The sequence below is a fragment of the Bradyrhizobium ferriligni genome, assembly GCF_056837965.1.
The window spans coordinates 1-25,978 of record NZ_JBXEJO010000009.1; the positions used below are offsets into that span (position 1 = coordinate 1).

General features: G+C 65.5%; 22 protein-coding genes. 11 read left to right on the forward strand and 11 right to left on the reverse strand.

Going from position 1 to position 25,978, the window contains the following annotated elements; all coding sequences use genetic code 11:
* On the forward strand, positions 1-1,060 hold a 1,060-nt coding region (locus AC1VNY_RS06920), incomplete at its 5' end, for a DUF2865 domain-containing protein (RefSeq protein WP_482404614.1).
* 7 nt (positions 1,061-1,067) lie between these two features.
* Here the strand turns inward: AC1VNY_RS06920 and AC1VNY_RS06925 are convergent.
* The 3 genes from AC1VNY_RS06925 to AC1VNY_RS06935 all read right to left on the reverse strand — a co-directional run bounded on the left by AC1VNY_RS06925 (position 1,068) and on the right by AC1VNY_RS06935 (position 4,764).
* On the reverse strand, positions 1,068-2,819 hold the full coding sequence (locus tag AC1VNY_RS06925) for an NAD+ synthase (protein ID WP_482404615.1): 1,752 nt from the start codon (positions 2,817-2,819) through the stop codon (positions 1,068-1,070).
* A 148-nt stretch (positions 2,820-2,967) separates the two neighbouring features.
* Positions 2,968-3,321: a diacylglycerol kinase gene (locus AC1VNY_RS06930; protein ID WP_028334253.1), complete on the reverse strand. Its 354-nt coding sequence runs from the start codon at positions 3,319-3,321 to the stop codon at positions 2,968-2,970.
* Positions 3,322-3,375: 54 nt separating this feature from the next.
* Entirely contained in the window at positions 3,376-4,764 is a 1,389-nt protein-coding gene (locus tag AC1VNY_RS06935; protein WP_028334252.1) for a class II 3-deoxy-7-phosphoheptulonate synthase, read from the reverse strand.
* A 151-nt stretch (positions 4,765-4,915) separates the two neighbouring features.
* On the opposite strand from AC1VNY_RS06935, the gene AC1VNY_RS06940 reads away from it, so the two are divergent.
* Complete coding sequence (locus tag AC1VNY_RS06940; RefSeq protein ID WP_482404616.1) at positions 4,916-5,842, forward strand: alpha/beta hydrolase family protein; 927 nt, start codon at positions 4,916-4,918, stop codon at positions 5,840-5,842.
* Positions 5,843-6,017: 175 nt separating this feature from the next.
* Here the strand turns inward: AC1VNY_RS06940 and AC1VNY_RS06945 are convergent, their stop codons facing one another.
* From AC1VNY_RS06945 to AC1VNY_RS06970, 6 genes are all read right to left on the reverse strand, one after another.
* Positions 6,018-6,371, reverse strand: a complete 354-nt coding sequence (locus AC1VNY_RS06945) for a cupin domain-containing protein (protein ID WP_482404617.1) — start codon at positions 6,369-6,371, stop codon at positions 6,018-6,020.
* Positions 6,372-6,428: 57 nt separating this feature from the next.
* Positions 6,429-6,638, reverse strand: coding sequence for a DUF2934 domain-containing protein (locus tag AC1VNY_RS06950; RefSeq protein ID WP_038384032.1), 210 nt, complete (start codon positions 6,636-6,638; stop codon positions 6,429-6,431).
* A gap of 452 nt (positions 6,639-7,090) precedes the next feature.
* On the reverse strand, positions 7,091-8,476 hold the full coding sequence (gene gor, locus AC1VNY_RS06955) for a glutathione-disulfide reductase (protein WP_482404618.1): 1,386 nt from the start codon (positions 8,474-8,476) through the stop codon (positions 7,091-7,093).
* A 171-nt stretch (positions 8,477-8,647) separates the two neighbouring features.
* A complete protein-coding gene (locus tag AC1VNY_RS06960) occupies positions 8,648-9,181 on the reverse strand; it encodes a DUF2059 domain-containing protein (protein WP_028344553.1) in 534 nt (177 codons plus the stop codon).
* Between the two features lie 23 nt (positions 9,182-9,204).
* Positions 9,205-9,903 (reverse strand): ribose-5-phosphate isomerase RpiA, encoded by a 699-nt coding sequence (gene rpiA, locus AC1VNY_RS06965; RefSeq protein WP_482404619.1) that lies wholly within the window; start codon positions 9,901-9,903, stop codon positions 9,205-9,207.
* 106 nt (positions 9,904-10,009) lie between these two features.
* The gene (locus tag AC1VNY_RS06970) at positions 10,010-10,843 is read right to left on the reverse strand and encodes an SDR family NAD(P)-dependent oxidoreductase (RefSeq protein WP_482404620.1); all 834 of its coding nucleotides are present in this window, start codon (positions 10,841-10,843) and stop codon (positions 10,010-10,012) included.
* A 76-nt stretch (positions 10,844-10,919) separates the two neighbouring features.
* Between AC1VNY_RS06970 and AC1VNY_RS06975 the strand changes: the two genes are divergently transcribed.
* The 6 genes from AC1VNY_RS06975 (at position 10,920) to AC1VNY_RS07000 (ending at position 17,497) form a co-directional block, all read left to right on the forward strand.
* A complete protein-coding gene (locus AC1VNY_RS06975; protein WP_035633942.1) occupies positions 10,920-11,600 on the forward strand; it encodes an HAD hydrolase-like protein in 681 nt (226 codons plus the stop codon).
* A gap of 161 nt (positions 11,601-11,761) precedes the next feature.
* Positions 11,762-12,229 (forward strand): hypothetical protein, encoded by a 468-nt coding sequence (locus AC1VNY_RS06980; protein ID WP_482404621.1) that lies wholly within the window; start codon positions 11,762-11,764, stop codon positions 12,227-12,229.
* A 255-nt stretch (positions 12,230-12,484) separates the two neighbouring features.
* Positions 12,485-13,519, forward strand: a complete 1,035-nt coding sequence (gene moaA, locus AC1VNY_RS06985; protein WP_016844402.1) for a GTP 3',8-cyclase MoaA — start codon at positions 12,485-12,487, stop codon at positions 13,517-13,519.
* Positions 13,520-13,861: 342 nt separating this feature from the next.
* A complete protein-coding gene (locus tag AC1VNY_RS06990) occupies positions 13,862-14,401 on the forward strand; it encodes a TRAP transporter small permease subunit (protein ID WP_028334243.1) in 540 nt (179 codons plus the stop codon).
* The gene (locus AC1VNY_RS06995) at positions 14,398-15,999 is read left to right on the forward strand and encodes a TRAP transporter large permease (RefSeq protein WP_482404622.1); all 1,602 of its coding nucleotides are present in this window, start codon (positions 14,398-14,400) and stop codon (positions 15,997-15,999) included. The genes AC1VNY_RS06990 and AC1VNY_RS06995 overlap by 4 nt, the downstream gene beginning before the upstream one ends.
* 217 nt (positions 16,000-16,216) lie before the next feature.
* The gene (locus AC1VNY_RS07000; RefSeq protein ID WP_482404623.1) at positions 16,217-17,497 is read left to right on the forward strand and encodes a M20/M25/M40 family metallo-hydrolase; all 1,281 of its coding nucleotides are present in this window, start codon (positions 16,217-16,219) and stop codon (positions 17,495-17,497) included.
* Positions 17,498-17,529: 32 nt separating this feature from the next.
* Here AC1VNY_RS07000 and AC1VNY_RS07005 read toward each other — a convergent pair whose 3' ends face one another.
* A complete protein-coding gene (locus AC1VNY_RS07005; protein ID WP_304555839.1) occupies positions 17,530-18,858 on the reverse strand; it encodes a sensor histidine kinase in 1,329 nt (442 codons plus the stop codon).
* Between the two features lie 2 nt (positions 18,859-18,860).
* Positions 18,861-19,535, reverse strand: coding sequence for a response regulator transcription factor (locus AC1VNY_RS07010; RefSeq protein ID WP_411783274.1), 675 nt, complete (start codon positions 19,533-19,535; stop codon positions 18,861-18,863).
* 351 nt (positions 19,536-19,886) lie between these two features.
* On the opposite strand from AC1VNY_RS07010, the gene AC1VNY_RS07015 reads away from it, so the two are divergent.
* Genes AC1VNY_RS07015 through AC1VNY_RS07025 form a run of 3 tightly spaced genes read left to right on the forward strand, consistent with a single transcriptional unit; the run spans position 19,887 to position 25,934 of the window.
* The gene (locus AC1VNY_RS07015) at positions 19,887-21,077 is read left to right on the forward strand and encodes an efflux RND transporter periplasmic adaptor subunit (protein ID WP_482404624.1); all 1,191 of its coding nucleotides are present in this window, start codon (positions 19,887-19,889) and stop codon (positions 21,075-21,077) included.
* A gap of 45 nt (positions 21,078-21,122) precedes the next feature.
* Positions 21,123-24,368, forward strand: a complete 3,246-nt coding sequence (locus AC1VNY_RS07020) for an efflux RND transporter permease subunit (RefSeq protein WP_482404625.1) — start codon at positions 21,123-21,125, stop codon at positions 24,366-24,368.
* Between the two features lie 12 nt (positions 24,369-24,380).
* Positions 24,381-25,934, forward strand: coding sequence for an efflux transporter outer membrane subunit (locus AC1VNY_RS07025; RefSeq protein ID WP_482404626.1), 1,554 nt, complete (start codon positions 24,381-24,383; stop codon positions 25,932-25,934).
* Positions 25,935-25,978 lie beyond the last annotated feature (44 nt).

The window sequence follows — 25,978 nt, forward strand, 5'->3', positions numbered from 1 at the left end:
GCCCGGTCCGGCTCCGCAAGCCGCGCCGCAGCCCAATCCGCAGGCCAATCCGATGTGCGGCCGGCTCGAAGGCCAGCTGGCGGCGATCGACCGCGGCGGCGGCTCCGGCGATCCGGCCAAGGACGAACAGATCCGCCGCTACCAGGACGCGGCAACCCGCCAGCAGGGCGAGCTCGATCGGGTGACGGCGCAGGCCCGGCGCATGGGCTGCGACAGCTCCGGGTTCTTCTCGCTCTTCAATAACAATTCGGCGCAGTGCGGTCCGGTCAACACCCAGATCCAGCAGATGCGCGCCAATCTCGACCAGATCACCGCCAATCTCGAGCGGCTGCGCTCCGGCGGGCTCGGCGGCGCCGACCGCGAGAACCAGCGCCGCTCGGTCCTGACCGCACTGGCGCAGAACAATTGCGGTCCGCAATATGCCGCGGCCGCGCGTGGCCCCGGCAACTTCCTCGAGAACCTGTTCGGCGGCGGTGGCGGCGGCAATCCCAACAATCCGCTGCCCCCGCCCGACGCGCAGTATGGCGCCCAGTCCGGCACCTTCCGCACCGTCTGCGTCCGCACCTGCGACGGCGCCTATTTCCCGATCTCGTTCGCAACGGTGCAGGCGCGCTTCGCCGCCGACGAGCAAATCTGCAAGGCGCAGTGCCCTGCCGCGGATGCCAGCCTGTTCACCTACCGAAATCCCGGCGAGGATATCAACCAGGCGGTCTCGATCAGCGGTGTGTCCTACTCGTCGTTGCCGAACGCCTTCAAGTACCGCACCGAGTTCAATCCGTCCTGCTCCTGCAAGCCGGCCGGCCAGAGCTGGGCCGAGGCGCTGAAGGCGGTCGACGACAAGGCGTCCGCCGAGCAGCAGGGCGACATCATCGTCACCGAGGAGAGCGCGCGGAAGATGCAGCAGCGCGCCCAGACCAAGGCCGCCGCTGGCAAGAAGGGCGCGCCCGCAGCCGCAGCTCAACAGCAGCCCGCAGCCGCTGACGCCACCGCACCGGCAGCCGCGCCGGCGAGCGACGGCCAGATCCGCACCGTCGGCCCGACCTTCATCCCGAAGCGGTAAGAAGAGCTCAGCCCTCGAACGCTTCCGCCGACGCGCGCGAGGTGCGCGCCACCAGCGTCTCGTCGGGCGCCGGCAGCGCCTTGCCGAAATCGCGGAAGCGGTTGGTGATGGGATAGCGGCGGTCGCGGCCGAAATTCTTCCGCGTCACCTTCACCCCCGGCGCCGCCTGCCGCCGCTTGTATTCGGCGATGTTGAGCAGGCGATCGATCCGAGCCACCACATCGCGGTCGAAGCCGGCTTCGATGATGGTCGCCAGCGGCTCCTCGCGCTCAACCAGCCGTTCGAGGATCGCGTCCAGCACGTCGTAGGGCGGCAGCGAATCCTGGTCGGTCTGGTTCTCGCGCAACTCGGCGGTCGGCGGCCGGATGATGATGTTGACCGGGATCACCTCGCCTGACGGCCCGAGTGCGCCGTCCGGCTTCCAGCCGTTGCGCAGGCTCGACAGGCGGAACACCTCGGTCTTGTAGATGTCCTTGATCGGGTTGAAGCCGCCGTTCATGTCGCCATACAGCGTGGCGTAGCCGACCGACATCTCCGACTTGTTGCCGGTGGTCACCACCATCGCGCCGGTCTTGTTGGAGATCGCCATCAACAGCGTGCCGCGGGCGCGCGCCTGCAAATTCTCCTCGGTGATGTCGCGTTCCAGCCCCTTGAACACCGGCGCCAGAATCGTCTCGAAGCCGTTCACGGCATCGGCGATCGGCAGGATCTCGTAGCGGATGCCGAGCGCGGCGGCGAGCTTGGCGGCATCGTCGAGCGACACCTGCGCGGTGTAGCGGAACGGCAGCATCACGCCGCGCACCTTGTCGGCGCCGAGCGCATCGACCGCGATCGCCGCGCACAGCGCCGAGTCGATGCCGCCGGAGACGCCGAGCAGCACGCCGGGAAAACCGTTCTTGCGGACATAGTCGCGCAGGCCGAGCACGCAGGCCGCGTAATCGGCCTTGTCGCCCTCGAGCTGCGCCGTGATCGGCCCGTTGCAACGCCAGCCGTCGGCGGTCTTGCGCCAGGTCAGCGTCGTGACGTTCTCCGCGAACGCCGGAAGCTGCGCCGCGACGGAGAGATCGGCATTCAGCGCGAACGAGGCGCCGTCGAAGATCAGCTCGTCCTGGCCGCCGACCTCGTTGAGATAGACCAGCGGCAGTCCGCTCTCGGTGACGCGTGCGACCACGATCGACAGCCTGAGGTCGGCCTTGTCGCGGGCATAGGGCGAGCCGTTCGGCACCACGAGAATCTCGGCGCCAGTCTCGGCGAGACATTCGACGACGTTTTCGTACTCTTCGGACTCCTCGAGCCAGATGTCCTCACAGATCGGCACGCCGATGCGCACGCCGCGCACCGTCACCGGGCCCGGCGCCGGGCCGCGCGCGAACAGCCGCTTCTCGTCGAACACGCCGTAGTTCGGCAGATTGGCCTTGAAGCGCAGCGCGGCGATGCGGCCGCCGTCGAGCAGCGCGCAGGCATTGTAGAGCTTGCCGTCCTCGACCCAGGGCGTGCCGATCAGCATCGCCGGGCCGCCATCCCTGGTCTCGCGCGCCAGTTCCTCGATCGCGGCGCGGCAGGCCGACTGGAACGCCGGCTTGAGCACCAGATCCTCCGGCGGATAGCCGGCGATGAACAGTTCCGACAGCACCACGAGGTCGGCGCCGTCGGCCTTGGCCGTCTCGCGCGCGGCACGCGCCTTCGCGGCGTTGCCGGTGACGTCACCGACCGTCGGATTGAGTTGCGCCAGGGTAATCTTGATCTGTTGTTCGCTCATACGCTTAAGTTGTCCTGCACAACCGCAAACTTCAATCACCTTCCGGTCATGGTGCGATTGCAGAAATCGCACCATGACCGGCGGGAGCTTGTTTTGAGCATGATCTGATCGGAAAACCGGTTCCCACTTTTCCGGATCCTGCTCGGGATCAGAACGCGCCCATGCGTTCGGCGAGGGCGAACAGCCAGAACAGGCCGGCCATGACGAGCGCGACGCCGACCGCGGCCGAGCCCATGTCCTTGACCCGCCCGATCTGCGGATCGTGATCCATGGTCAGGCGATCGGCGAGCTTCTCGATCGCGGTATTGAGCAGCTCGATGACGAGCACCAGCACCACGGTTGCGACCAATTCGACCCGGCGCATCACGGTGGCGCCGACCAGCCAGGCCAGCGGCAGCGACAGCGCCAACGCCACCACCTCCTCGCGAATCGCCTGCTCCGAGCGAATGGCGAATGCCAGCCCGTTGCGCGAGTTGATGGTGGCTCGCCAGAACCTCAGCAAGTCACAGTCCCCAAGTCACTGCCCCAAGTCACTGCCTCAAGTCACTGCCCCAAATCACAACCCAGCGGCGGCCGGCATCGGTTTGACCTTGCCGGCGCGCTCCTGCTTCAAGAGCTCGGCGATCAGGAAGGCCATGTCGATCGACTGTTCGGCGTTGAGGCGGGGATCGCAGACCGTGTGGTAGCGGTCGTTGAGGTCCTCGTCGGTGATGGCGCGCGCGCCGCCGATGCATTCGGTGACATCCTGTCCGGTCATCTCCAGGTGCACGCCGCCGGCATGGGTGCCTTCGGCAGCGTGGATCTGGAAGAACGACCGCACTTCCGACAGCACGCGGTCGAACGGCCGCGTCTTGTAGCCCGAGGTCGAGGTGATGGTGTTGCCGTGCATCGGATCGCACGACCACACCACCTTGCGCCCTTCCCGCTGCACGGCGCGGATCAGGCCCGGCAGATGGTCGCCGACCTTGTCGGCACCAAACCGGTTGATCAGGGTCAGGCGCCCCGGCTCATCGTCTGGATTGAGGATATCGATCAGCTTCAACAGCTCGTCCGGCTTCAGCGACGGGCCGCATTTCAGGCCGATCGGATTCTTGATGCCGCGGAAATATTCGACATGGCCGTGATCGAGCTGACGGGTGCGGTCGCCGATCCAGATCATGTGGCCGGAGGTCGCGTACCAGTCGCCGGTGGTGGAATCGACCCGCGTCATCGCCTGCTCGTAGCCGAGCAGCAACGCCTCGTGGCTGGTGTAGAAATCGGTGGCGCGCAGCTCGGGATGGCTCTCGAGATCAAGGCCGCAGGCGCGCATGAAGTTCAGCGCATCCGAGATGCGGTCGGCCAGCTCCTTGTAGCGGCGGGACTGCGGCGAATCCTTCAGGAAGCCGAGCATCCACTGATGCACGCTGCCGAGATTGGCGAAGCCGCCGGTGGCGAACGCGCGCAGCAGGTTCAGCGTCGCGGCGGATTGGCGATAAGCCATCAGCTGGCGCTGCGGATCGGGAATGCGCGCTTCCGGCGTGAAGGCGATGTCGTTGACGATGTCGCCGCGATAGCTCGGCAGCTCGACGTCGCCCTGCTTCTCGGTCGGCGACGAGCGCGGCTTGGCGAACTGGCCGGCGATGCGGCCGACCTTCACCACCGGCAGCGCGCCGGCATAGGTCAGCACGACCGCCATCTGCAACAGGACGCGGAAGAAGTCGCGGATGTTGTTGGCGCCATGCTCGGCAAAGCTCTCGGCGCAGTCGCCGCCCTGCAGCAGGAAGGCCTCGCCGGCGGCGACCCGCCCCAGCGCCTTCTTCAGGCTGCGCGCCTCGCCCGCGAACACCAGCGGCGGAAAGGTCGCCAGCTGGGCCTCGACATCGGCCAATGCCTTGGCATCGGGATAATCGGGCACCTGCAGCACCTTCTTGGCGCGCCAGCTATCGGGTGTCCACCGCTCGGACATGAGGTCAACTCCTGAGCAAAAACCGCAACTTAATCACGGCATGACGAAAGCCCGGCTTATACACAGGGCCCCGCTTTCCCGCTAGAAGGATTCCTGCAATCTGGTCAAACCCTTGCAGGGAAATCCGAATTCGCATTTGGTAGAGCATAGCATGAATGCCGGGGAAATCGCCGTGGCCTTCGCCGCGCTGGACGACGTTTTTAGCGACGACATCGTCGTGCCGGCCGCAGACGGCTATCCGCTCGCCGCGACGTTGTTCCTGCCGCGCGGCACGCGGCGCCACGCCGTCCTGATCAATTCGGCGACCGCCGTGCCCCGCAAGGTCTATCGCGGCTTTGCCGGCTACCTCGCCCGCCGCGGCGCGGCGGTGCTGACCTACGACTACCGCGGCACCGGCGACAGCCGGCCGATGGCGGCGACCGGCCTCAACAAGCCGAAATCGCTGGCCGGCTTCAAGGCCACGATGGCGGACTGGGCCGCGCTCGACGCCACCGCGGCGGTGAGCTGGATGCGCGAGCGCTACCGCAACCTCCCCTTCGCCTATGTCGGCCACTCCTTCGGCGGCCAGGCACTGGGCCTCCTGGCCAACAATGCCGAGATCCCGCGCGCGCTCCTGATCGCCTCGCAGGCCGCCTATTGGAAGCTGATGGCCTCGCCCGAGCGCTACCGCGTCGTCGCTTTCCTGAACGGCGTCGGCCTGCCGCTGGCACGCACGCTCGGCTACCTGCCCGCCTGGGCCGGCCTCGGCATGGACCTGCCGAGGGGCGCGTTCGAGCAATGGCGGAGCTGGGTGATGCGGGAGCGCTATCTGCTCGATGATGCCACGCTGACGGCGCGCGAAAATTTTCCGAAGTTCAAGGGCAAGCTCCGCGCGCTTGTCATGACCGACGACACCTGGGCAACGCGGCCGGCGGTCGAATTGCTGTGCTCCGCCTTCACGTCGATCACGCCCGAGATCATCTCGATCCGTCCCGCCGACGCCGGCGCAAAAGCGATCGGCCATCTCGGCTTCTTCCGCAGCGAACACCGCGATGCGCTGTGGCGCGGCGCCGCGGAGTGGATTGAGGCGGAGGGGTAAGCGCGGCACTCTCCCGTGTCGTCCCTGCGAAAGCAGGGACGACACCGCATGTATTGCGCTGCCGGTGAGCCATACTTTCGCGTTCGCGCGACATCAATCGCCCGAGCCTTGCTCTTCAACTCCGATCCGCGGTCAAGATGATGGGTATCGCTTCGCTCCACCCATGCTGCCAGTCTCACACCACTTTCCTTGCCGCCGCCGTCGCCGCATCACCCGTGTTCGGCGTCCCGGTCGGTTCGATCAGCAGCAGATGCACCTCTTCCCGTGCGACCGGACGATGCTCGACGCCTTTCGGCACGATGTACATCTGCCCGGGAGTTAGCGTGACGGTGCGGTCGCGCAGCTCGATGTCGAGGATGCCTTTCAGGACGAGGAAGAAGTCGTCGGTGTCGTCGTGCTTGTGCCAGACGAACTCGCCCTGCACCTTCACCACCATGACGTCGCAGGCGTTGAATTGCGCGACGGTGCGCGGCGACCAGTGGTCGGAGAATGTCGATAGTTTCTGCGAAAGATCGATCGCGCCGCTCATGATGCCTCCGCGTCCGGGCCAGCCTGCCGGACTCGTTAGCTCAGCCGTGCGACGCACTCAATGCACGCCCCTTAGTCTCTCCGGATAAGTCGTCGGCTCTCGATGGCCGTTCTTGTCGCAGGGCGTTTCGCCGTTGGCGGCCTTGCGCGCCAGCAGTTCCTTTTCGGCCTGATACCACAACTGATCCATGTTGCCCTGTGGCTCGCCGGCGTCCTTCCATAATTCGTAAGCTCGGGTCCGAATCTCCTGCTCGGATGGTCCTGGCATGCGCGGCTCCCTCAATTTGTGAGTTCAAACTGTTTGAGAGTGGAACTGCCAGCATAGCGCAAGGTTCCAGGGTGCGCGACATGACGCGCTGCCACGGGTGCCTATGCTGTGCACCGCACGGCCCTTCACCGCGTGTGATGGGGGTATCGGCCCTGATGCACAAATTGGGGGCCAGAGGGTTGCGCTGCCGCGGTACGCGCCGTCTTACGGAAGCAAGCTACCCCTTCTGAGGTATGAAACCTTTGCGGGCTCGTGCAGACTTAACTTCATCAGGATTTTGCCGTTACCGTCCTGGGGCTAGAGACAGCGCCGCTCGCATGCATTTTAAGCGGGCGGCGTTGGGCTGTCAGGCAGGGGTCGTTCCCCGTTCCCGATCGATCGCTCCCAATTCCCATCTGCGAGTGCCTCGGCCGGGACGGCACCAGGGTCGAGGCCGGCCTGCGGGTAGCTCCCTACTCCGCCGCCTGGCGCACGTGGCGCGCGGTCGGGGTGCGCATCGTGACCAGCTCTTCGGAGGCGGTCGGATGCAGCGCGACGGTGGCGTCGAAATCGGCCTTGGTCGCCTTCATTTTCACGGCGATCGCGACGGCCTGGGTGATTTCGGCGGCGCCATCGCCGACGATGTGGCAGCCGAGCACGCGGTCGCTCGCGCCGTCGACCACGAGCTTCATGAGCACGCGGGTGTCGCGGCCGGACATCGTCGCCTTGATCGGGCGGAAATCAGTCTTGTAGATGTCGACGTGGCTGAACTGCGCCCGCGCCTCTTCCTCAGTCAGACCGACGGTGCCAACCTCCGGCTGCGAGAACACCGCGGTCGGGATCGTGGCGTGGTCGACCTCGACCGGGCGCTTGCCGAACACCGTGTCGGCGAAGGCATGGCCCTCGCGGATCGCAACCGGGGTCAGGTTGGTGCGGTGGGTGACGTCGCCGACCGCGTAGATGTTGTCGACCGAGGTCTTCGACCAGCCGTCGACCTGGATGCCGCCATTGGCGGGATTGATGGCGACGCCGGCGGTCTCCAGCCCGAGATTGGCGACATTGGGATGCCGGCCGATCGCGAACATCACCTGGTCGGAGGCGATGCTTGAGCCGCTCGACAGGTGGGTGGTGAAGTCACGGCCGTGCTTGTCGATCTTCGCCACCGTGCAGCCGGTGATGATGGTGATGCCGCGCTTCTCCATCTCGGCGCGGACATGCTTGCGCACGTCCTCGTCGAAGCCGCGCAGGATGTTGTCGCCGCGATAGATCACCGTGACGTCGGAGCCGAAGCCGGCGAAGATGCCGGCGAATTCCAGCGCGATGTAGCCGCCGCCCTGGATCACGATCCGCTTCGGCAGCTCCTTGAGGTGAAACGCCTCGTTGGAGGAGATCACGTGCTCGATGCCGGGCACGATCGGCCCGTGATTGGGCGCGCCGCCGGTCGCGATCAGGATGTACTTCGCCGTCACCTTCTCGCCGGTGGCGAGTCTGATGGTGTGGGCATCCTCAAGCACCGCGCGGGTCTTCGCGATCCGTGCGCCCGACTTCTCGACGTTGGTGGTGTAGGCGCCCTCGAGCCGGGCGATCTCCTTGTCCTTGTTGGCGACGAGTGTGGCCCAGTCGAACGAGACCTGCCCGATGCTCCAGCCGAAGCCGGCGGCGTCCTCGATCTCGTCGTGGACGTGGCTGCCGATCACGAACAGCTTCTTCGGCACGCAGCCGCGGATCACGCAGGTGCCGCCCATCCGGTACTCTTCGGCGACCATGACCTTCGCGCCGTAGCCGGCGGCGATGCGGGCGGCACGAACGCCGCCCGAACCACCACCGATGACAAACAGGTCGACGTCAAACTCGGCCATTTTTGCACCCAACCTTGGCAACCACGCCGAAAAACGGCTCTTGCAACTGGTACCCCTCATCCTGAGGAGCCCGCGAAGCGGGCGTCTCGAAGGATGGAGGCCACAGAGGGGCCTCATGGTTCGAGACGCGCTCCGCGCTCCTCACCATGAGGGTCCAATAGCGCCGCGCGCTCAGATATCCTTGCCGCGCTTCTTCATCTCGGCCTTGAACTGGGCGTTGACGATCACGCCAAACTGCTGCGCCCACTCCTGCATATATCTCAGCGAATCGTTGATTGCCTTGGGCTCGGAGGTCAAAAGCTTCTGACCGAGCGGCGTCTTGTAGAAGATCACGAGATCCTTGAGCTCCTGCTCGGTGAACTCGGCGGCGTAGAGCTGCGCCATGCCCTCGCCGATTTCCTTCTCGCTGCCAGCCAGATTCTTGGCAATGACCAGCGCGACCTCGTTGAGATCCTTCTGGTAGTTCAGGTACTGCTGCAGCAGGCCGGTCTTGGTCTTCTCGATGATGCCCGGAACGGCGCCGGCATACATCACCGAGACGTTCTTCATCGTCAGGATTTCCTTGGCGTATCCGATCGCCGCGGGGGTCGACTGCTTGACGTCCTTGGGCATAGGGGGCAGCTGCGGCTGCTGCGCCATCGCCGGTGCGAGCGCCAGTCCAGCCGCCAGGGCCGCAGCCGACAAAAGTCCCGAAAAACGCTTCATTCCAAGTCTCCTTGCTTGCGGCCTCATGGCCGTTCAACAACCCGAATTCCATGCGCGCCGGCCAGCACGGCGACGCTGCCAAGCCCGATGAACAGGCCGTGTTCGACCACGCCCGGAATCACGCTGAGCAAACCGGCAAGACGCGGCGGATCGCCGATCCGGCCGAGATGGGCATCGACGATCCAGTGGCCGCCATCGGTGACAAAAACGTGACCGTCCTTGCCCTTCCGGATCAGCATTTCGCCTGACACGCCGGCCGAAGCGAATGCCCGCGCCATCGCGGCTTGGGTCGCGGCGAGCCCGAACGGGATCACCTCGACCGGCAGCGGAAACCGGCCGAGCACGTCGACCCATTTGCTGTCGTCGGCGATCACGATCATGCGATCACTGGCGGCCGCGACGATCTTCTCGCGCAGCAGCGCACCGCCGCCGCCCTTAATCAGGTTGAGCGCCGGGTCGATCTCGTCGGCGCCGTCGATGGTGAGGTCGAGATGGTCGATCTCGTCCAGCGTGGTCAGCGGAACGCCGCAGCGGATCGCATCCGCGCGGGTCGCTTCCGAGGTCGGCACGCCGATCACCTTCATGCCCGAGCGGACCTTCTCGCCGAGCAGCTCGACGAAATGCTTGGCGGTCGATCCGGTGCCGAGCCCGAGCTTCATGCCGTCGCGCACCTCTTCGAGCGCGCGCGCCGCCGCCTGGCGTTTCAGTGCGTCCATGTCCACGTGCCGATAGCCCTCGGTTGTCGGTTACGGGCCGCCATCGGGTGGCCCGGCGGGCGCATATCTAGCGTCGTTTTGCAGGCAGGAATAGCGGCAAGCGGACCAGTCTTTAGGCCGAAACGGCGTCCATCGCGGCCAAAATCGTCGAAAAGCGCTGTTCGACCTCGGCCCGCATCCCGGGGTGGGTGAAAATGTAGAACTGGTCGTCGCGGATCGCGGCCAGCACCTGCCCCGCAACCGACGCCGGATCGAGACCGGCCTCCAGGCGGCGCGCGATCTCGGCGACGACAGCGGCCATCGGGCTTGCGGGATCGAGCTGACGGGTCTGGCCGTACTGCTCCGGGCGGTTGCGCCCGCTCTCGCCGATCCGGGTCCGCACAAAGCTCGGACAGAGCACGCTGACGCCAATCCCGAGCGGCCTGAGCTGCATGGCGAGCCCTTCGGACAGGCTGACGACGGCGAACTTGGTCGCCGAATACGGGCTCAGGCCAAGCCCGGCATTCATCCCGGCCATCGATGCCGTGTTGACGATATGGCCGCCCTCGCCGTGCTGGCGGATGTGCGGCAGGAAGCTCCTGATGCCGTGCACGACGCCCATCAAATTGACGTCGATCACCCAGCGCCAGTCGTCGACCGAGATCGGGTCGATACCGCCGCCGGCCGCGACGCCGGCATTGTTGCAGAGGACATGAACCTTGCCGAAGGCGCGGAACGATGCTTCTGCCGCGCGATCGACGCTCAAGGGATCGGCAACGTCGCAGACCACGCCATGGACATCCGCGCCGCCGGCGCGCAGCGCATCGACGGCCTTGTCCAGCGGACCGGTTTCGATATCGGCGAGCATCACCTTCATGCCCTCGCGGGCGAAGGCGGTTGCCATCGCAAGTCCGATTCCGCTGGCCGCGCCGGTGACAAAAGCGGCTTTTCCGGCAAGTTCCCGCATCTCAGCCTCCCCTATTTCATGACGTGCCCACATCTACTCTTGCATCGCAGCGCTTGGCCCGATAGCCAAAAGCACCATGTCCGCCTCCTCTCCCCCCATCGTCGTATTCGATCTCGACGGCACGCTGGTCGACACCGCGCCCGATCTGATCGCCGCGCTGAACCATGTGCTCGACCGCGAGGGCCTGCGGCCTGTGCCGCTGGCGGCCGCGCGCAACATGATCGGCGCCGGCGCGCGCAAGCTGCTCGAACGCGGGCTCGAGGTGGAAGGACGCGCGGTCAGCGTCGGTGATCTCGATCGCTTGACCAAGGATTTCGTCGACTATTATGCCGAGCATATCGCCGACGGCTCGCGGCCGTTCGACGGGCTCGAGGGCGCGCTCGACCGGCTCGAGGCAAAGGGCCATCGCTTTGCGGTGTGCACCAACAAGCTGGAATGGCTGTCGAAGCTGCTGCTCGACCGGCTCGGCCTGACCAAGCGCTTCGCCGCGATCTGCGGCGCCGATACCTTTGGCATCGCAAAACCCGATCCGACGTTCCTGCGCGAGACGGTGGCCCGCGCCGGCGGCCGGCTGCCGGGCGCTATCATGGTCGGCGATGCCGGCCCCGATGTCGGGGTCGCAAGGCGCGCCCAGGTTCCGGTGATCGGCGTCGATTTTGGCTATACGGACGTTCCGATGACCGAGCTGAAGCCGGACCGGCTGATCAGCCATATGCGCGATCTGCCGGACGCCGTCGCCAGCCTGAGCGCGGCATAACCTCTCCGCAACATACTGATATCGCTTGGCAATATTTAGCCATGCGTTTCTGCCATTAACCATCCTTTAACGAGCAGGCCCCCCGCTGTTGCGCCTCTGTTTCGACGCACCTATGGTCCGCTCCGGGGATTGTGGCTGATTGCCGCAGTAGAGTGTGGATCATGCGTCGTATCATCGTGATTGCGGCCGCCGGGCTGAGCCTGGCCGGCTGCTCCTCCTTCTCATTGGATTCGTTCAAGTCGGCGCCGCCGCCGATGCCGGTGCAGCTGGATTCGAACCCGCCGGGCGCCGACGCCGTGACCTCGCTCGGGCCGGGCTGCAAGACGCCCTGCACCGTGTCGATCCCGGCGCCGGAGACCAACTTCTCCGTCACCTTCAACATGCCGAAGTTCCAGCCGGCGACCGTACCGGTCACCGTGACCCGCGTTCCCGGCGACTTCACCACGCCGGCCACCACCACGCTCGATCCGAGTCCGGTGTTCGCCGAGTTGCAGCCGGCCGGCCCGCCGCCGCGCGCGGCGAAGAAGCCGATACGGAAGAAGAAGCCGAAGCCGGCCGCCGCTCCTGACTCCGCGTTCCCCGCCCCGAGCGCGGCTGCGCCGGCGCCGGCAGCGGCTCCGTCGCGCTAGCGCGGGCGGCTGTACCGGATTTGCACTGCACAAGAGCCCGGCCCAAAGCCGGGTTTTTGTATGTGGTCGAGACACATCCGCGATTGCGATCATGCATCGCGCGATATGCCTCGCCTATCGCTTTGCATGTTGCGGATCATCCATACGATCATCCCTTGGGACGCATTGTGACAACGCGCCAACATGCATAGATTGCGGATGCCGGAGCCGATCACGGCGCGGCAGCCAGGAAACAGATTGCAAGGCCCGAACTGAATGAACGGATCCACGCAAGCGCATTCCGACACGCTGTTTCGTCCGATGACCGACCCGTTCGGCCGGACCATCCGTTATTTGCGCGTCTCCGTCACCGACCGCTGCGACCTGCGCTGCTTCTACTGCATGTCGGAAGACATGACCTTCCTGCCGAAGGCCGATCTTTTGACGCTGGAAGAGCTCGACCGGCTCTGCTCGGCATTCGTCGCCAAGGGCGTGCGCAAGATCCGCCTCACCGGCGGCGAGCCGCTGGTCCGCCGCAACGTGATGGGCCTGGTGCGCTCGCTGTCGCGCCATCTGACCACGGGCGCACTCGACGAATTGACGCTGACCACCAACGGTTCGCAGCTGGCGCGCTTCGCCCAGGAGCTGGCCGATTGCGGCGTGCGCCGCGTCAACGTCTCGCTCGACACGCTCGACCCCGTAAAATTCCGGGCCATCACCCGCTGGGGCGACATCGACAAGGTGCTGTCGGGCATCGAGGCTGCGCGGTCGGCGGGACTCGCGGTCAAGATCAACGCGGTCGCGCTCAAGAACATGAACGAGGACGAGATTCCCGCGCTGATGGAATGGGCGCACGGCAAGGGCATGGGCCTGACCTTGATCGAGGTGATGCCGATGGGCGACATCGGCGAAGGCCGGATCGATCAGTACGTGCCGCTGTCCTTGATGCGCGCGCGGCTCGAGAAGCACTACACGCTGACCGATCTTTCCGACGACACCGGCGGCCCCGCCCGCTACGTCCGGGTTGCCGAGACCGGCGGCAAGCTCGGCTTCATCACGCCGATGACCCATAACTTCTGCGAATCCTGCAACCGGGTGCGGATCACCTGCACCGGCACGCTGCACACCTGCCTCGGCCACGAGGATGCCTCCGACCTGCGCCGGCCGCTGCGCGCCTCCGCCGACAACGACCTGCTGGCGGCAGCCATCGACCGGGCCATCGGACTGAAGCCGAAGGGGCACGATTTCATCATCGACCGCCGCCACAACCGTCCGAGCGTCAGCCGCCACATGAGCGTGACCGGCGGCTAGTTTTCAAGCTCCCTCCCGACGCGCGGCCTGTCCCCCGATTACCAAGGCGGGACAACAGTTTGCCGCGGCGTCAATTTGCCCATTTTCCGATTGACGGCGTTCCACGGCGCTGATTTGGTGAATCAGCTTTCACGCTAGTCTGGCCAGCATAGGCCGCTGCCCTCCGTCGGCTCCTGCCGACGACCCCCGGCAGCCAAGAACGGCTGAAGCGGATTTCGGGGGAGGACGAACGTTTGCAACTGCTCCTGAAAGTGAGCCGTGGCTCCGTGCGCATGCGCGCGGCGGCCAGATGATGCTTGAAGAGATATTCGGCGCGCGGATGGCGCGGCCGTGGAGATCGTGATGCGCCCATTGTTGGCATTAAGTCAGGCCATCGACCAACTCAACGAGAAGATCGGCTACATCTGCAACCTGCTGGTGCTGATCTCGTGCCTGGTCAGTGCCGGCAACGCCATGATCCGCTACGCGTTCAGCTACTCCTCTAACGGCTGGCTCGAGGCGCAGTGGTACATGTTCGCGATCCTCGTGATGTTCGGCGCCTCCTACACCTTCAAGCGCAACGAGCATGTCCGCGTCGAGATCATGTATCTGATGCTGTCCGAACGCGGCCAGCTCTGGCTCGACCTGATCGGAACGCTGTTCTTCCTGATCCCGGCCTGCCTCCTGCTCGCCTATCTGTCGTGGCCGTTCTTCTACCAGGCCTACGCGGTCGGCGAGATGAGCGGCAACGCCGGCGGCCTCTTACGCTGGCCGATCAAGTTCGTTATCCCGTCCGGCTTCGTGATGCTTGCGCTGCAAGGCGTCTCAGAGGTGATCAAGCGGATCGCCGCGCTGCAGGGCTACGTGACCATCGACGCGAAGTATGAGAGGCCGACTCAATGATCACGCTGGAGATGATGCCGCCACTGATGTTCGGCGGCCTGATCGTAGCGATGCTGATCGGTTATCCGGTGGCGTTCACGCTCGCCGCGGTCGGCCTGTCGTTCGGGTTCCTCTCGATCTATCTCGGCTTCTTTGACCTCAACTTCCTGCAGGCGATCCCGGGCCGCATCTTCGGCAGCGTGCTGTCCAACGAGCTGCTGCTGGCGATCCCGTTCTTCACCTTCATGGGCGCGATATTGGAGAGATGCGGGCTCGCCGAGGACATGCTGGATTCGATGGGCCAGTTGTTCGGCCCGATCCGCGGCGGCCTCGGCTATTCCGTGATCATCGTCGGCTTCATCCTCGGCGCCATCACCGGCACGGTGGCTGCGCAGGTGATCGCCATGGCGCTGATCTCGATGCCGGTGATGATCCGCTACGGCTACAACATCCGCTACATCACGGGCGTGCTCGCCGCCTCCGGCACCATCACGCAACTTGTCCCTCCCTCTCTCGTTCTGATCGTGCTTGCCGACCAGCTCGGCAAGTCGGTCGGCGACATGTATCTCGGCGCCTGGGGCCCGTCGGTGTTCCAGATCCTGCTGTTCGCCGGCTACACCTTCCTGCTCGGCATCTTCAAGCCGAGTCATGTGCCGGCGGTGCCGATCGAGGCGCGCACGCTGACCGGCTGGGCGCTGTGGAAGAAGTGCCTGCTCGGCATCATCCCCTCGGCGGTGCTGATCTTCGTCGTGCTCGGCACCATGATGATGGGCCTTGCGACCCCGACGGAAGCCGGCGCCATGGGCGCGGTCGGCGCCATCGTGCTCGCAGCCATCCACCACAAGGATTTCAGCGCCATCGGCAACAAGGTGCTGATAACAGGCGTGATCGCCGGCGGCATCGGCACCATCATCGCGATGCTCTACAGCGAGAACCTGCTCTTCAAGCTCGCCTTCGCGATCACCTACGCCGCGGTGGTCTGGATCTGCCTCGAGGCCGTCAAGATCCCGGACCTGCGCGACCTGATCAAGCAGGGCTACGAGACCACCATGCGGATCACCTGCATGGTCACCTTCATCCTGATCGGCTCGACCTGCTTCTCGGTCGTGTTCCTCGGCGTATCCGGCGGCACCTGGCTGGAGCACCATCTGACCTCGCTGCCCGGCGGCGTCTGGGGCTTCCTGATCTTCATCAACCTGTTCATCTTCTTCCTGGCGTTCTTCCTCGACTTCTTCGAGATCGCGTTCATCATCCTGCCGATGATCGCGCCGATCGCGCAGAAGGTGCTGGCGCCGGTGGTCGGTCCCGACGCCGCGCTGATCTGGTTCGGCGTGATGCTCTGCGTCAACATGCAGACCTCGTTCCTGCATCCGCCGTTCGGCTTCGCGCTGTTCTATCTGCGCGGCGTGGCGCCGAAGGAAGTGAAGAGCTCGGACATCTACTGGGGCGCCATGCCCTGGATCGGCCTGCAGGCGATCATGGTGGCGCTGGTGATTGCGTTCCCGGTCGTCGTCACCGGACTGCTCGACAAGCCGCTCGATGTCGACCTCAACAAGGTCAAGATCGAGGTGCCGCAGATCGAGCTGCCGCCGCTCGACTTCGGCCAGCCGAAGCAGTAGCCGGCATCAGCGCATTCGGCGTGCCCAGAGCATTTCGGTTCTGATTGAATCAGAACCGATGCTCTGGATTCTTGTCTTGTCGCGTTTTCTTCACGCGAACCGGCGTCCACTTCGCTCGCAAACGCGCTTGCGGCGCAAGGCACGCCGCTGTTGACGGCGTCGGCGAGGCCTGTGAAGACGGGGATACGGATCGTCCTCCAACTCACAGATCGCCGCCATGCCCCAATTGCATCCCGCCCGCTCGCTCATTCGCCCGCTGATGCTGTCGTTTGCTTTGGCGCTTGCCGCACCCGCGGCGCACGCAGCCGACCTTCGCGCGCTGGCGCAACAGGAGCAGCAGCCGCTGCTCGACACCCTGCGCGACCTCGTGCAGATCGAATCCGGCAGCAAGGACGTCGACGGCCTGAACCAGCTTGCCGAGCGCGTCGCCGGCCAGCTCAAGCAGCTCGGCGGCGCGGTCGATATCCTGCAGACCACGGATATCTACCGCCTCGACGACACGCCCGAGAAGATCGGCCCCGCCGTGCAGGCCGTATTCAAGGGCACCGGCAGCGCGAAGATCATGCTGATCGCGCACATGGACACGGTGTATCTCAAGGGCATGCTGAAGGACCAACCCTTCCGCATCGATGGCGACAAGGCCTATGGGCTCGGCATTGCCGACGACAAGCAGGGCGTCGCCACCATTCTCCACGCCGTGGCGTTGCTGCAGAAGCTGAACTTCAAAAATTACGGTACGCTCACGGTGCTGATCAATGGCGACGAGGAGATCTCTTCGCCCGGCTGGCGCAGCACCATCACCCGTCTCGCCGCGGAACAGGATGCCGTGTTCTCGTTCGAGGGCGGCGGCACCGACGGCACGCTGCGCCTTCCCACCAGCGGCATCGGCTCGGCCTACCTCACGGTGCACGGCAAGTCGTCGCATGCGGGCGCCAGGCCCGAAGGCGGCGTGAATGCGCTCTATGAGCTGTCACACCAGGTGCTGCAGATGAAGGACCTGTCCAAGCCGGAGCAGGGCCTGAAGCTGAACTGGACGGTGTCCAAGTCCGGCACCAACCGCAACGTGATCCCCGCCGAAGCCACGGCCCAGGCCGATGCGCGTGCGCTCAAGGTGGCGGATTTCGACGAGCTCGAGAAAGCCCTGCGGGACAAGATCAAGAACCGCCTGCTGCCGGACTCCAGGGTGGACGTGAAGTTCGAGGTGCGCCGCCCGCCGCTCGAAGCGAGCGACGCCTCGCGCCGTGTGGCCGGCCACGGCAAGACGATCTATCAGGAGCTGGGCCTGTCGCTGAACGTGGCCGAGCGGGCCACCGGCGGCGGCACCGATGCGGCGTTTGCCGCGCTCAAGACCAAGGGGGCCGTGGTCGAAGGCATGGGCCTGTCGGGCTTCGGCGCGCACTCCAACGATGCCGAATACGTGCAGATCAACAGCATCGTGCCGCGCCTGTATTTGACCACGCGCATGATCATGGATCTGTCCGACGGCAAGGTGAAATAGACCGGCAGGCCGCGGCACGTTCGCGGGCCGGCTCAGGACGCTGCCGGCTCTGGCTTGGCGAGGCGGAAGCTCAGCGTGAACTGGGCGCCGCCGGACGGCAGGTTCTCCACCCTCACCGTCGCATCGTGATCCTCGACGACGCCGCGCACGATCGAGAGGCCGAGCCCCGCGCCGTCGGTGCGCTGGCGATCGCGACGCCAGAAGCGCTGGAAGATCAGGCCCTGCTCGGCGGGCGCAATCCCCGGCCCGCAGTCGCGCACCTGCACCGAACCGTTGTCGTGCACCTCGACATCGACCGAGGTCGCATCGGCGGTGTACTTGATGGCGTTCTCCGCCAGATTGAAGATCGCCCGCTGCAGCATCTCCGCATTGCCCCTGACCTGCACCGGACTGTCGGTGCCGCGCAGCGCGATGTCCTTGTGCTGCGCCAGCGCGTAGGGCGCGATCGAGCCGACCACCTCGGCGCACACCGCGCGCAAATCCGCGGTCTCGCCGGGATCAAGCACCAGCGTGTCGAGTTCGGCGATCTCGAGCAGCTGGCTGACGATGCGGCTCATGCTCTCGATGTCGGCATGCAGTTCCCTGGTCCCCTTGGCCGCATCGAGCGTCTCGATCCGGGTTCTGAGGATCGCAAGCGGCGTGCGCAGTTGATGCGCGGCATCGGCCGTGAACTGGCGCTGCACGTGAAAGCCTTCCTCAAGGCGATCGAACGCCTGGTTGACGGCCGTCACCAGCGGCAGGATCTCGCTCGGAATCCCCTCCGTTGGAAGGCGGATATCAGTCCTTGCCGGCCCGATGCTTCTCGCCTCCTCCGAGGCCCGCAACAGCGGAATCACCGCGCGGCGGAAGATCAGGATGTCGGTCGCAAGCAGGATCAGAAGGATCGGGATGGTGATCCAGCCAACCCGCCGGAAGAAATTGGACACGATGTCGTCGATGATGACGTCGCGATGCGACAGGTCCTCGGCGACCAGGATGCGCAGCGTCTGGCCACCGAGCAGCCTGGTGACGCTAGCACCGGAAATCCGGTTGGCCAAGGCCGGCAGTCGCGGCGGCTCGCGATGCGACGAAAACAGCAGATGATCGTCGGCATCGTAGATGTCGTAGCGGTAGCGGCCATAGGCGTCGGAATAGAGCCCCCTCAGGCTGTCCGGCAAGTTGAGCTGCACCTTGCCCGTGGCGTCGACCGAGAGGTTCTGGCCGAGATCGGCGGCCTGGTCGCGCATCGCTTCGCGATGCAGCTGATTGATCTCCGAATTCAACAGCCACAGCAGCAGCAGCGGCAGGAAGATCGCCGCGACCGCGACCGCCACGATGTGCAGGAACACGATCCGCGACGTCAGCGACTTGAAGCGGAACACGCCTACTTCTCCTCCGCCATCAGATAACCGACGCCCCGAATGGTGTGGATGATGACCTTGGCGCGGTGCTCGGTGAGCAGCTTGCGCAGCCGCGACACGTAAACCTCGACCGCGTTCGAGGCGACCTCGCCGGACAGGCCGAAGATGTGGTCCTCGACATTCTTCTTCGGCACCACCCGCCCCTGCCGCCGCAGCAGGATCTCCAGAACCGACGTTTCGCGCGCGGAGAACACGTGCGGAGCGCCGTCGACGAACACCTGCTTGCTCTCGGTGTCGTAGACCAGATTGGCGAGCTTCAGCGAGGAGCCGAGCAGCTGGCCGGGCCGGCGCAGGATGGCTTCGAGCCGCGCCACCAGCTCTTCCAGCGCGAACGGCTTCGCCAGATAGTCGTCCGCGCCGCTGCGCAGGCCGCTGACCCGATCCTGCAAGCCGCCCCGCGCGGTCAGCACCAGGACCGGCAGCGGATCGGTCTTGCGGCGCAGCTCCGACAGCACCGACAAGCCATCGCCGTCGGGCAGTCCGAGATCGAGGATCATGGCGGCATAGCTGACGCTGCGCAGCGCATCGCGCGCCTCGGCAACGCTGTTGACGACATCGGACTCATATCCCGCCGCCATCAGCCCGCTGGCGAGCAGCCGCGAGAGCTCGACATTGTCCTCGACGATCAGAAGGCGCATCGCAGCAATCCAGTCCTCATTCGATCGATCTTTTTCGTACCTTGTTGCGGCACCAAAACGTATCTGAGCCCGATGCCTCCGGTGCGAGACAAGCACGATGTGTCGGCTCCGGCCAGCTCCGCCGGCCTGCAGCTGAAAATAGATAAACGCGCATCCACTGCAATCAAAATTCGCGCATTTGGATGCACCATCGCGCGCGCCAATGTAAGGCTGGCGTCAGCTGGCCCTGATAACGGTTTGCCCGTTCTCGCCGAGAGATCGACGGCTGCCACGTTGCGGCAAGGCCTCGCCTCTCGCGCGGGTCTTCATGCAGGATTGGCCGGGCGGCGGATGTCATTTCAAAGGAAGCAAATGAGCCTTGCGGCATTGCCGCTGCTGGCGACGCTGCTCGCCGGCACCTGGTTCATGACGCGCGCCGATGGTGTCGTGAGCGCCAAAGCCGAAGGGCCCGCATCGCACGAGAGCGCATCGCAGGATGTCGATGTCGGGCAGCAATACGTCGCGCTGAGCGACAAGCAAGCGGCCGCCCTGAAGGTGATGGCCGCCGAGCAACGTTCATTCCGGACGCTGAAGAACGCGGTCGGCTCGATCGACTTCAACCAGAACATGCTGGTGCAGGCATTCGCGCCGAACCCCGGCAGGATCGTCGACGCGCCCCTCAATGTCGGTGACGAGGTTGCGAAGGGCGAGACGCTGTTCACCATCGACAGCCCCGATCTGCTGCAGGCAGAGTCCTCGCTGCTGGCGTCCGCCGGCGTGCTCGAACTGCAGACCAGAACGCTGGCGCGGGTCAGACAGCTGCTGAAGACCGGCGGCGGCGCGCAGAAGGACGTCGACCAGGCGACGTCGGATCAGCAAACGGCCGAGGGCAACTACAAGGCCGCGCGCGACGCGGTGCGCATCTTCGGCAAGACCGACGCCGAGATCGACCGCATCGTCGCCGACCGCAAGGTTGATTCCATCCTGGTGGTCCCGAGCCCGATCTCCGGCCGGATCATTGCGCGCAACGCAGCGCCTGGTCTCTACGTGCAGCCCGGCAATGCACCGGCGCCCTACTCACTGGCCGACATCTCGACAATGTGGATGGTCGCCAACGTGATCGAGACCGATGCTCCCTCTTACCGGATCGGCCAATCGGTCGAGGTCCGGGTGCCCGCCTATCCGAGCGAGGTGTTTCGCGGCCGCGTGACGACGCTGGGCCTCAACATCGATCCTACTTCGCACCGTCAGCTGGTGCGTTCGGTGATCGACGACCCCCGGCACAAGCTGCGCGCCGGCATGCTGGCGAGCTTCACCATCGAGACCGAGCCGCCGAGGCTGTCGGTCAGCGTGCCCTCGGATGCCATCGTGCGCGAGGGCGATGGAACGATGACGGTGTGGATCACGACCGACAGCCGCAAATTCAGCCGCCGCACGGTCACGATCGGCCTGGAGCAGGACGGCTGGCGGCAGATCCTCAGCGGCCTCGGCGCCGGCGAGAAGGTCGCCTCCACCGGCGCGATCTTCCTCAGCAACAAGTTCGCCAACGCGGCCGCCGGATAGCCGTCCTGGCCGCGCCCTCGCCCGCTCAAGAGTAAGTGCAGCACCTTGGTCAAGAGCCTCCTTCAGTTCGGTCTGACCCGAAGCGCCGTCATCGTGCTCGGCCTTGTCGTGTTCTGCGCCGCCGGTTTCGCCGCATTCACCAGGCTGAACATCGAGGCCTATCCGAACCCGGCGCCCGTCATCCTCGAGATCACGGCGCAGGCGGCCGGGCTCTCCGCCGAGGAGATGGAGAAGTACTACACGATCCCGATGGAGGTCGGGCTGTACTCGACGCCGGGCGTCGTCAACATCCGCTCGACCTCGTTCTACGGCCTGTCGTTCGTACGGGTCACCTTCAAATACGGCGTCGACTACTATTTCGCGCTCTCGCAGGCCACCAACAATCTCACGCAAAACGTCCAGCTTCCCGGCAATCAGATCCCGCAGATCCAGCAATCCAGCCTGGTTGGCGAGATCTACCGCTACCAGCTGGTCGGTCCGCCCAATTTTGGCCTGACCAATCTCAGGACGTTGCAGGACTACGTCGTCGCCCGCCGGCTGATGACGCTGCCGGGCGTGGTGCAGATCAATTCCTGGGGCGGCACCACCAAGCAGTTCAACGTCGACGCCGATCTCGCCAAGCTCGAAGCCTATAATATCACCGTGCCGCAGCTGATCAGCGCTCTGGGCAATTCCAACGTCAATGTCGGCGGCCGCGAAATCGCGATCGGCCAGCAATCGGTCAATATCCGCGGCATCGGCCTGATCAATTCCGGCGGCGATGACGACGTCACCAAGGGCTACCGTGTCGAGGACATCGAGAACATCGTTCTGACCCAGTCGAACGGCCTGCCGATCCAGATCAAGGACGTCGCCAGAGTCTCGGTCGGCTATGTGCCGCGGCTCGGGATTGCCGGAAAGGACGGCAATGACGACGTGGCCGCCGCGATCGTCGTGATGGGACGCACCCAGCACACCAACGACATCATCCCCAAGGTCGAGGAAGAGGTCGCCAGGATCAACAGCGACGGCACACTGCCATCAGGAGTCAAAATCGTCCCCTATTACGACCGCAGCTCGCTGGTCGGCGTGACGACCCACACGGTGCTGCACAATCTGTTGTTCGGCTGCCTTCTGGTGTTCGTGATCCAGTGGATATTCCTCGGCGACCTCAGAAGCGCGCTGATCGTCAGCGCCAACATCCCGTTCGCACTGTTCTTCGCCATCATCATCCTGGTGCTGCAGGGCGAGGACGCCAATCTGCTGTCGCTCGGCGCGGTCGATTTCGGCATCATCGTCGATTCCGCCGTCATCATGATGGAGAACATCTTCCGCAACTTCCAGTCCACGCCCGAGAGCCGGTTACGCCTGCTGCAGAACCTCGCCGAGGGCTATTGGGGGAGTGATCCGACGACGCAACAGGGTGGGCCCGCGCCAGGCTGGACCGAGCGGCTCCGCATGATCTTCGTCAGCGCGCTGCAGGTCGACAAGGCGGTGTTCTTCACCGCGGCCATCACCGTGACCGCCTTCGTGCCTCTGTTCACCATGCAGGGTGTCGAAGGGCAAATCTTCGGCCCGATGGCGCGGACCTATGGCTATGCGCTGGCCGGCGCGCTGCTGGCGACCTTCACGGTCACGCCGGTGCTGGCCTCGCTGCTGCTGCCGAAGCATATCGAGGAGACCGAGACCATCATCGTCCGCCGGCTGCGCCAGACCTACACGCCGGTGCTGCGCTGGTCACTGTCGCATCTGAAAGTCGCGATCGCGGCCGGTGCCATCTTCCTCGGCCTCAGCGCGCTGGCGGCGAGCCGGCTCGGCAGCGAATTCCTGCCGGCGCTCGAGGAAGGCAATTTCTGGATCCGCGCCTCGATGCCGCCGACCATCTCGCTCGAGGCCGGCACCGACCCGACCCGCAAGATGCGCGAGATCCTGCTGCGTCACCCCGAGATCATCACCGTGGTGTCGCAGCACGGCCGCCCCGACAATGGCAGCGACGCCTCGCCGTTCTCCAACGTCGAGCTGTTCGCGCCGATCAAGCCGTTCGACCAGTGGCCTCCGGGCCTGACCAAGGAAAAGCTCACCGAGCAGCTGCAGACGGAATTCGACGAGGAGCTGCCCGGCGTCACCTTCAACTTCTCGCAGTATATCCAGGACAACATCGAGGAGGCGCTGTCCGGGGTGAAGGGCGCGAACTCGGTCAAGATCATCGGCCCCAATCTCGACGTGCTCGAAGGGCTCGCGGCCAAGGTCGCGCAGGAGATGGCCAAGATCCGCGGCGTCGCCGATCTCGGCATCTTCCATCTGGTCGGCCAGCCCAACCTCAATATCCGCGTTATCAGGGAAAAGACCGCGCGCTACGGCCTCAACACCGGCGACGTTACCACCGTGGTGCAGGCGGCGCTCGGCGGCGCCAATGCCACGACGGTGCTCGAGGGCGACCGGCAATTCGGCGTCGTGGTGCGGCTCGATCCGAAATTCCGCCAGAGCATCGACGCAGTGCGCGACATCAAGGTCGCCTATGCGACCCCGTCGGGCACCAACGCCTATATTCCCTTGAGCGAACTCGCCGACATCTCGCTCGATACCGGCGCGCTGTTCATCTACCGCGAACGCAGCCAGCGCTACATTCCGATCAAGTTCAGCGTCCGCGGCCGCGACCTCGGCGGCACGGTGGCGGAGGCGCAAGCGAAGATCGCGGAGGCGGTGCCGTTGCCGACCGGCTACCGGATGATCTGGTCGGGCGAGTTCGACAATCTCGAGGCCGCCAAGGCGCGGCTGATGATCGTGGTGCCGGTCACGCTGCTGTTGATCTTCGTCCTGCTCTACAGCCTGTTCAACTCGCTGCGCGACAGCCTGCTGGCGCTGGCCGGAATTCCGTTCGCGGTCGGTGGCGGCCTGATCGCGCTGTATCTCGCCGGGCTCAATTTCTCGATCTCGGCGGCGATCGGCTTCATCTCGCTGTTCGGCGTCGCCGTGATGGACGGCATCCTCAACATCACCTATTTCCGCGAGCTGCGCGCGTCGGGCCAGAGCATCGCCGAGGCGGTGTTCAACGGCGCCGAGCAGCGCATGCGCCCGATGCTGATGACCGCGCTGTCGGCAGGCGTCGGGCTGTTTCCGGCCGCGCTGTCGCATGGCATCGGCAGCCAGGTGCAGCGGCCGCTCGCGACCGTGGTGGTGGGCGGCATGTTCATCGGCCCGCTGCTGCTGCTGATCGTCGCGCCCGCGCTGCGCAAGATCTTCCTGTCGCACGAGCGCGCCGCCTCGCCCAGCGAGACACCGGCTGCGGCCCCGCCCGAAGCCGCGCATTAGGGGCATCCTGCGATGTACGCGTTCAGTGCCAAAATACCCTGCCCGGCCGTCGTCGCCGCGCTGCGCGTGCTGCTGATCGGCACAGGCGCGCTGATGCTCGGGGCGTGCGCCGTCGGTCCCAACTTCACCGCGCCGCCTCCGCCTGATGTCGCCGGCTACACGCCGGAGCCGTTGCGATCGCCCGCGACCGATCCGGCGGGGCCGCGCCTGGCGCAGCAGCGCTTCAGCACTGGAGCCGATATCCCGACGCGCTGGTGGGCGGCGTTCCGCTCCGCGCCGCTCAACCAGTTGATCCGCCTGTCGGTCGAGCGCAATCCGTCGCTGCAGTCCGCCGAAGCGGCGATCAAGGTCGCGAACTACAACGCGCTGGCGCAGCGCGGCCTGTACTTTCCGCAGGCCGGGGTGAACTACACGCCCTCCGACCAGCAGATCTCCAACATGACGACGCAGGCGGCCCCGGGCGATCCGTCACAACAGCGCTATACCCTGCACACCGCCCAGCTCAACATCAGCTTCGTGCCCGACATCTGGGGCGCGAACGCCCGTTCAGTCGAGAGCCTCGATGCGCTGACCGAGCAGGCCCGGTTCCAGCTCGAGGCGGCCTATCTGACGCTCACCGCCAACGTCGTGACCGCGGCAATCCAGGAGGCTTCGCTGCGCGGCCAGATCGCGGCCACCGAGCGCACCGTCAAGATCGAGCGCGATATCCTCGGCATCCTCAGGAACCAGTTCGAGGCCGGCCAGGCGGCCCAGGTCGATGTGCTGGCGCAGCAGACCGCGCTGGCCCAGGCCGAGCAGACGCTGCCGCCGCTGCAGAAGCAGCTCGCGATCCAGCGCGACCTGCTGACTGCGCTGGCCGGACAATTCTCCGCCGACGAGATCCTGCAAAAATTCGATCTGCAGCGCCTTGCCCTGCCGGCCAATTTGCCGGTCAGCCTGCCGAGCACGCTGGTGGCGCAGCGTCCTGACGTGCGCGCGGCCGAAGCCAATCTGCATTCGGCGAGCGCGCTGGTCGGGGTTGCGATCGCGGCACGGCTGCCGAACGTTACGCTCAGCGCCAACCCCGGCGCCAGCGCCACCACACTGGCCGGACTGTTCACGCCGGGAACGCTGTTCTACACCGTCGCGGGCAGCGCGACGCAGACCGTGTTCGACGGCCTTACGCTGTACCACAAGCAAAGGTCGGCCGAAGCCGCGCTCGAGCAAGCCAACGCGCAGTACCGGCAAGCCGTCATCACCGCGTTCCAGAACGTTGCCGACGCGCTGCGCAGCCTGCAGGCGGATGCCCGTGCTGTGCAGAGCGCGATCAAGGCGGAGGACACCGCGAAGGCCAGCCTCGAGATCGTGCAGAAGCAGCTGGTGCTTGGGCAGGTCACGCAGGTCACGGTGCTGAATGCGCAGCAGGCCTATTTCAACGCCGCGATCACCCGCGTCCAGGCGGTGGCGACGCGGCTGTCGGACACCGCGGCGCTGTTCATGGCGCTCGGCGGCGGCTGGCCGACCGATTGTGCGACCAGCGATTGGCGATCATGCGTGTTCGAAAGCCGCGTCGCGTCGAAGACCTGATCGTTCAAATGCGAAGCCCCGAAGCGATCGCTTCGGGGCTTGCT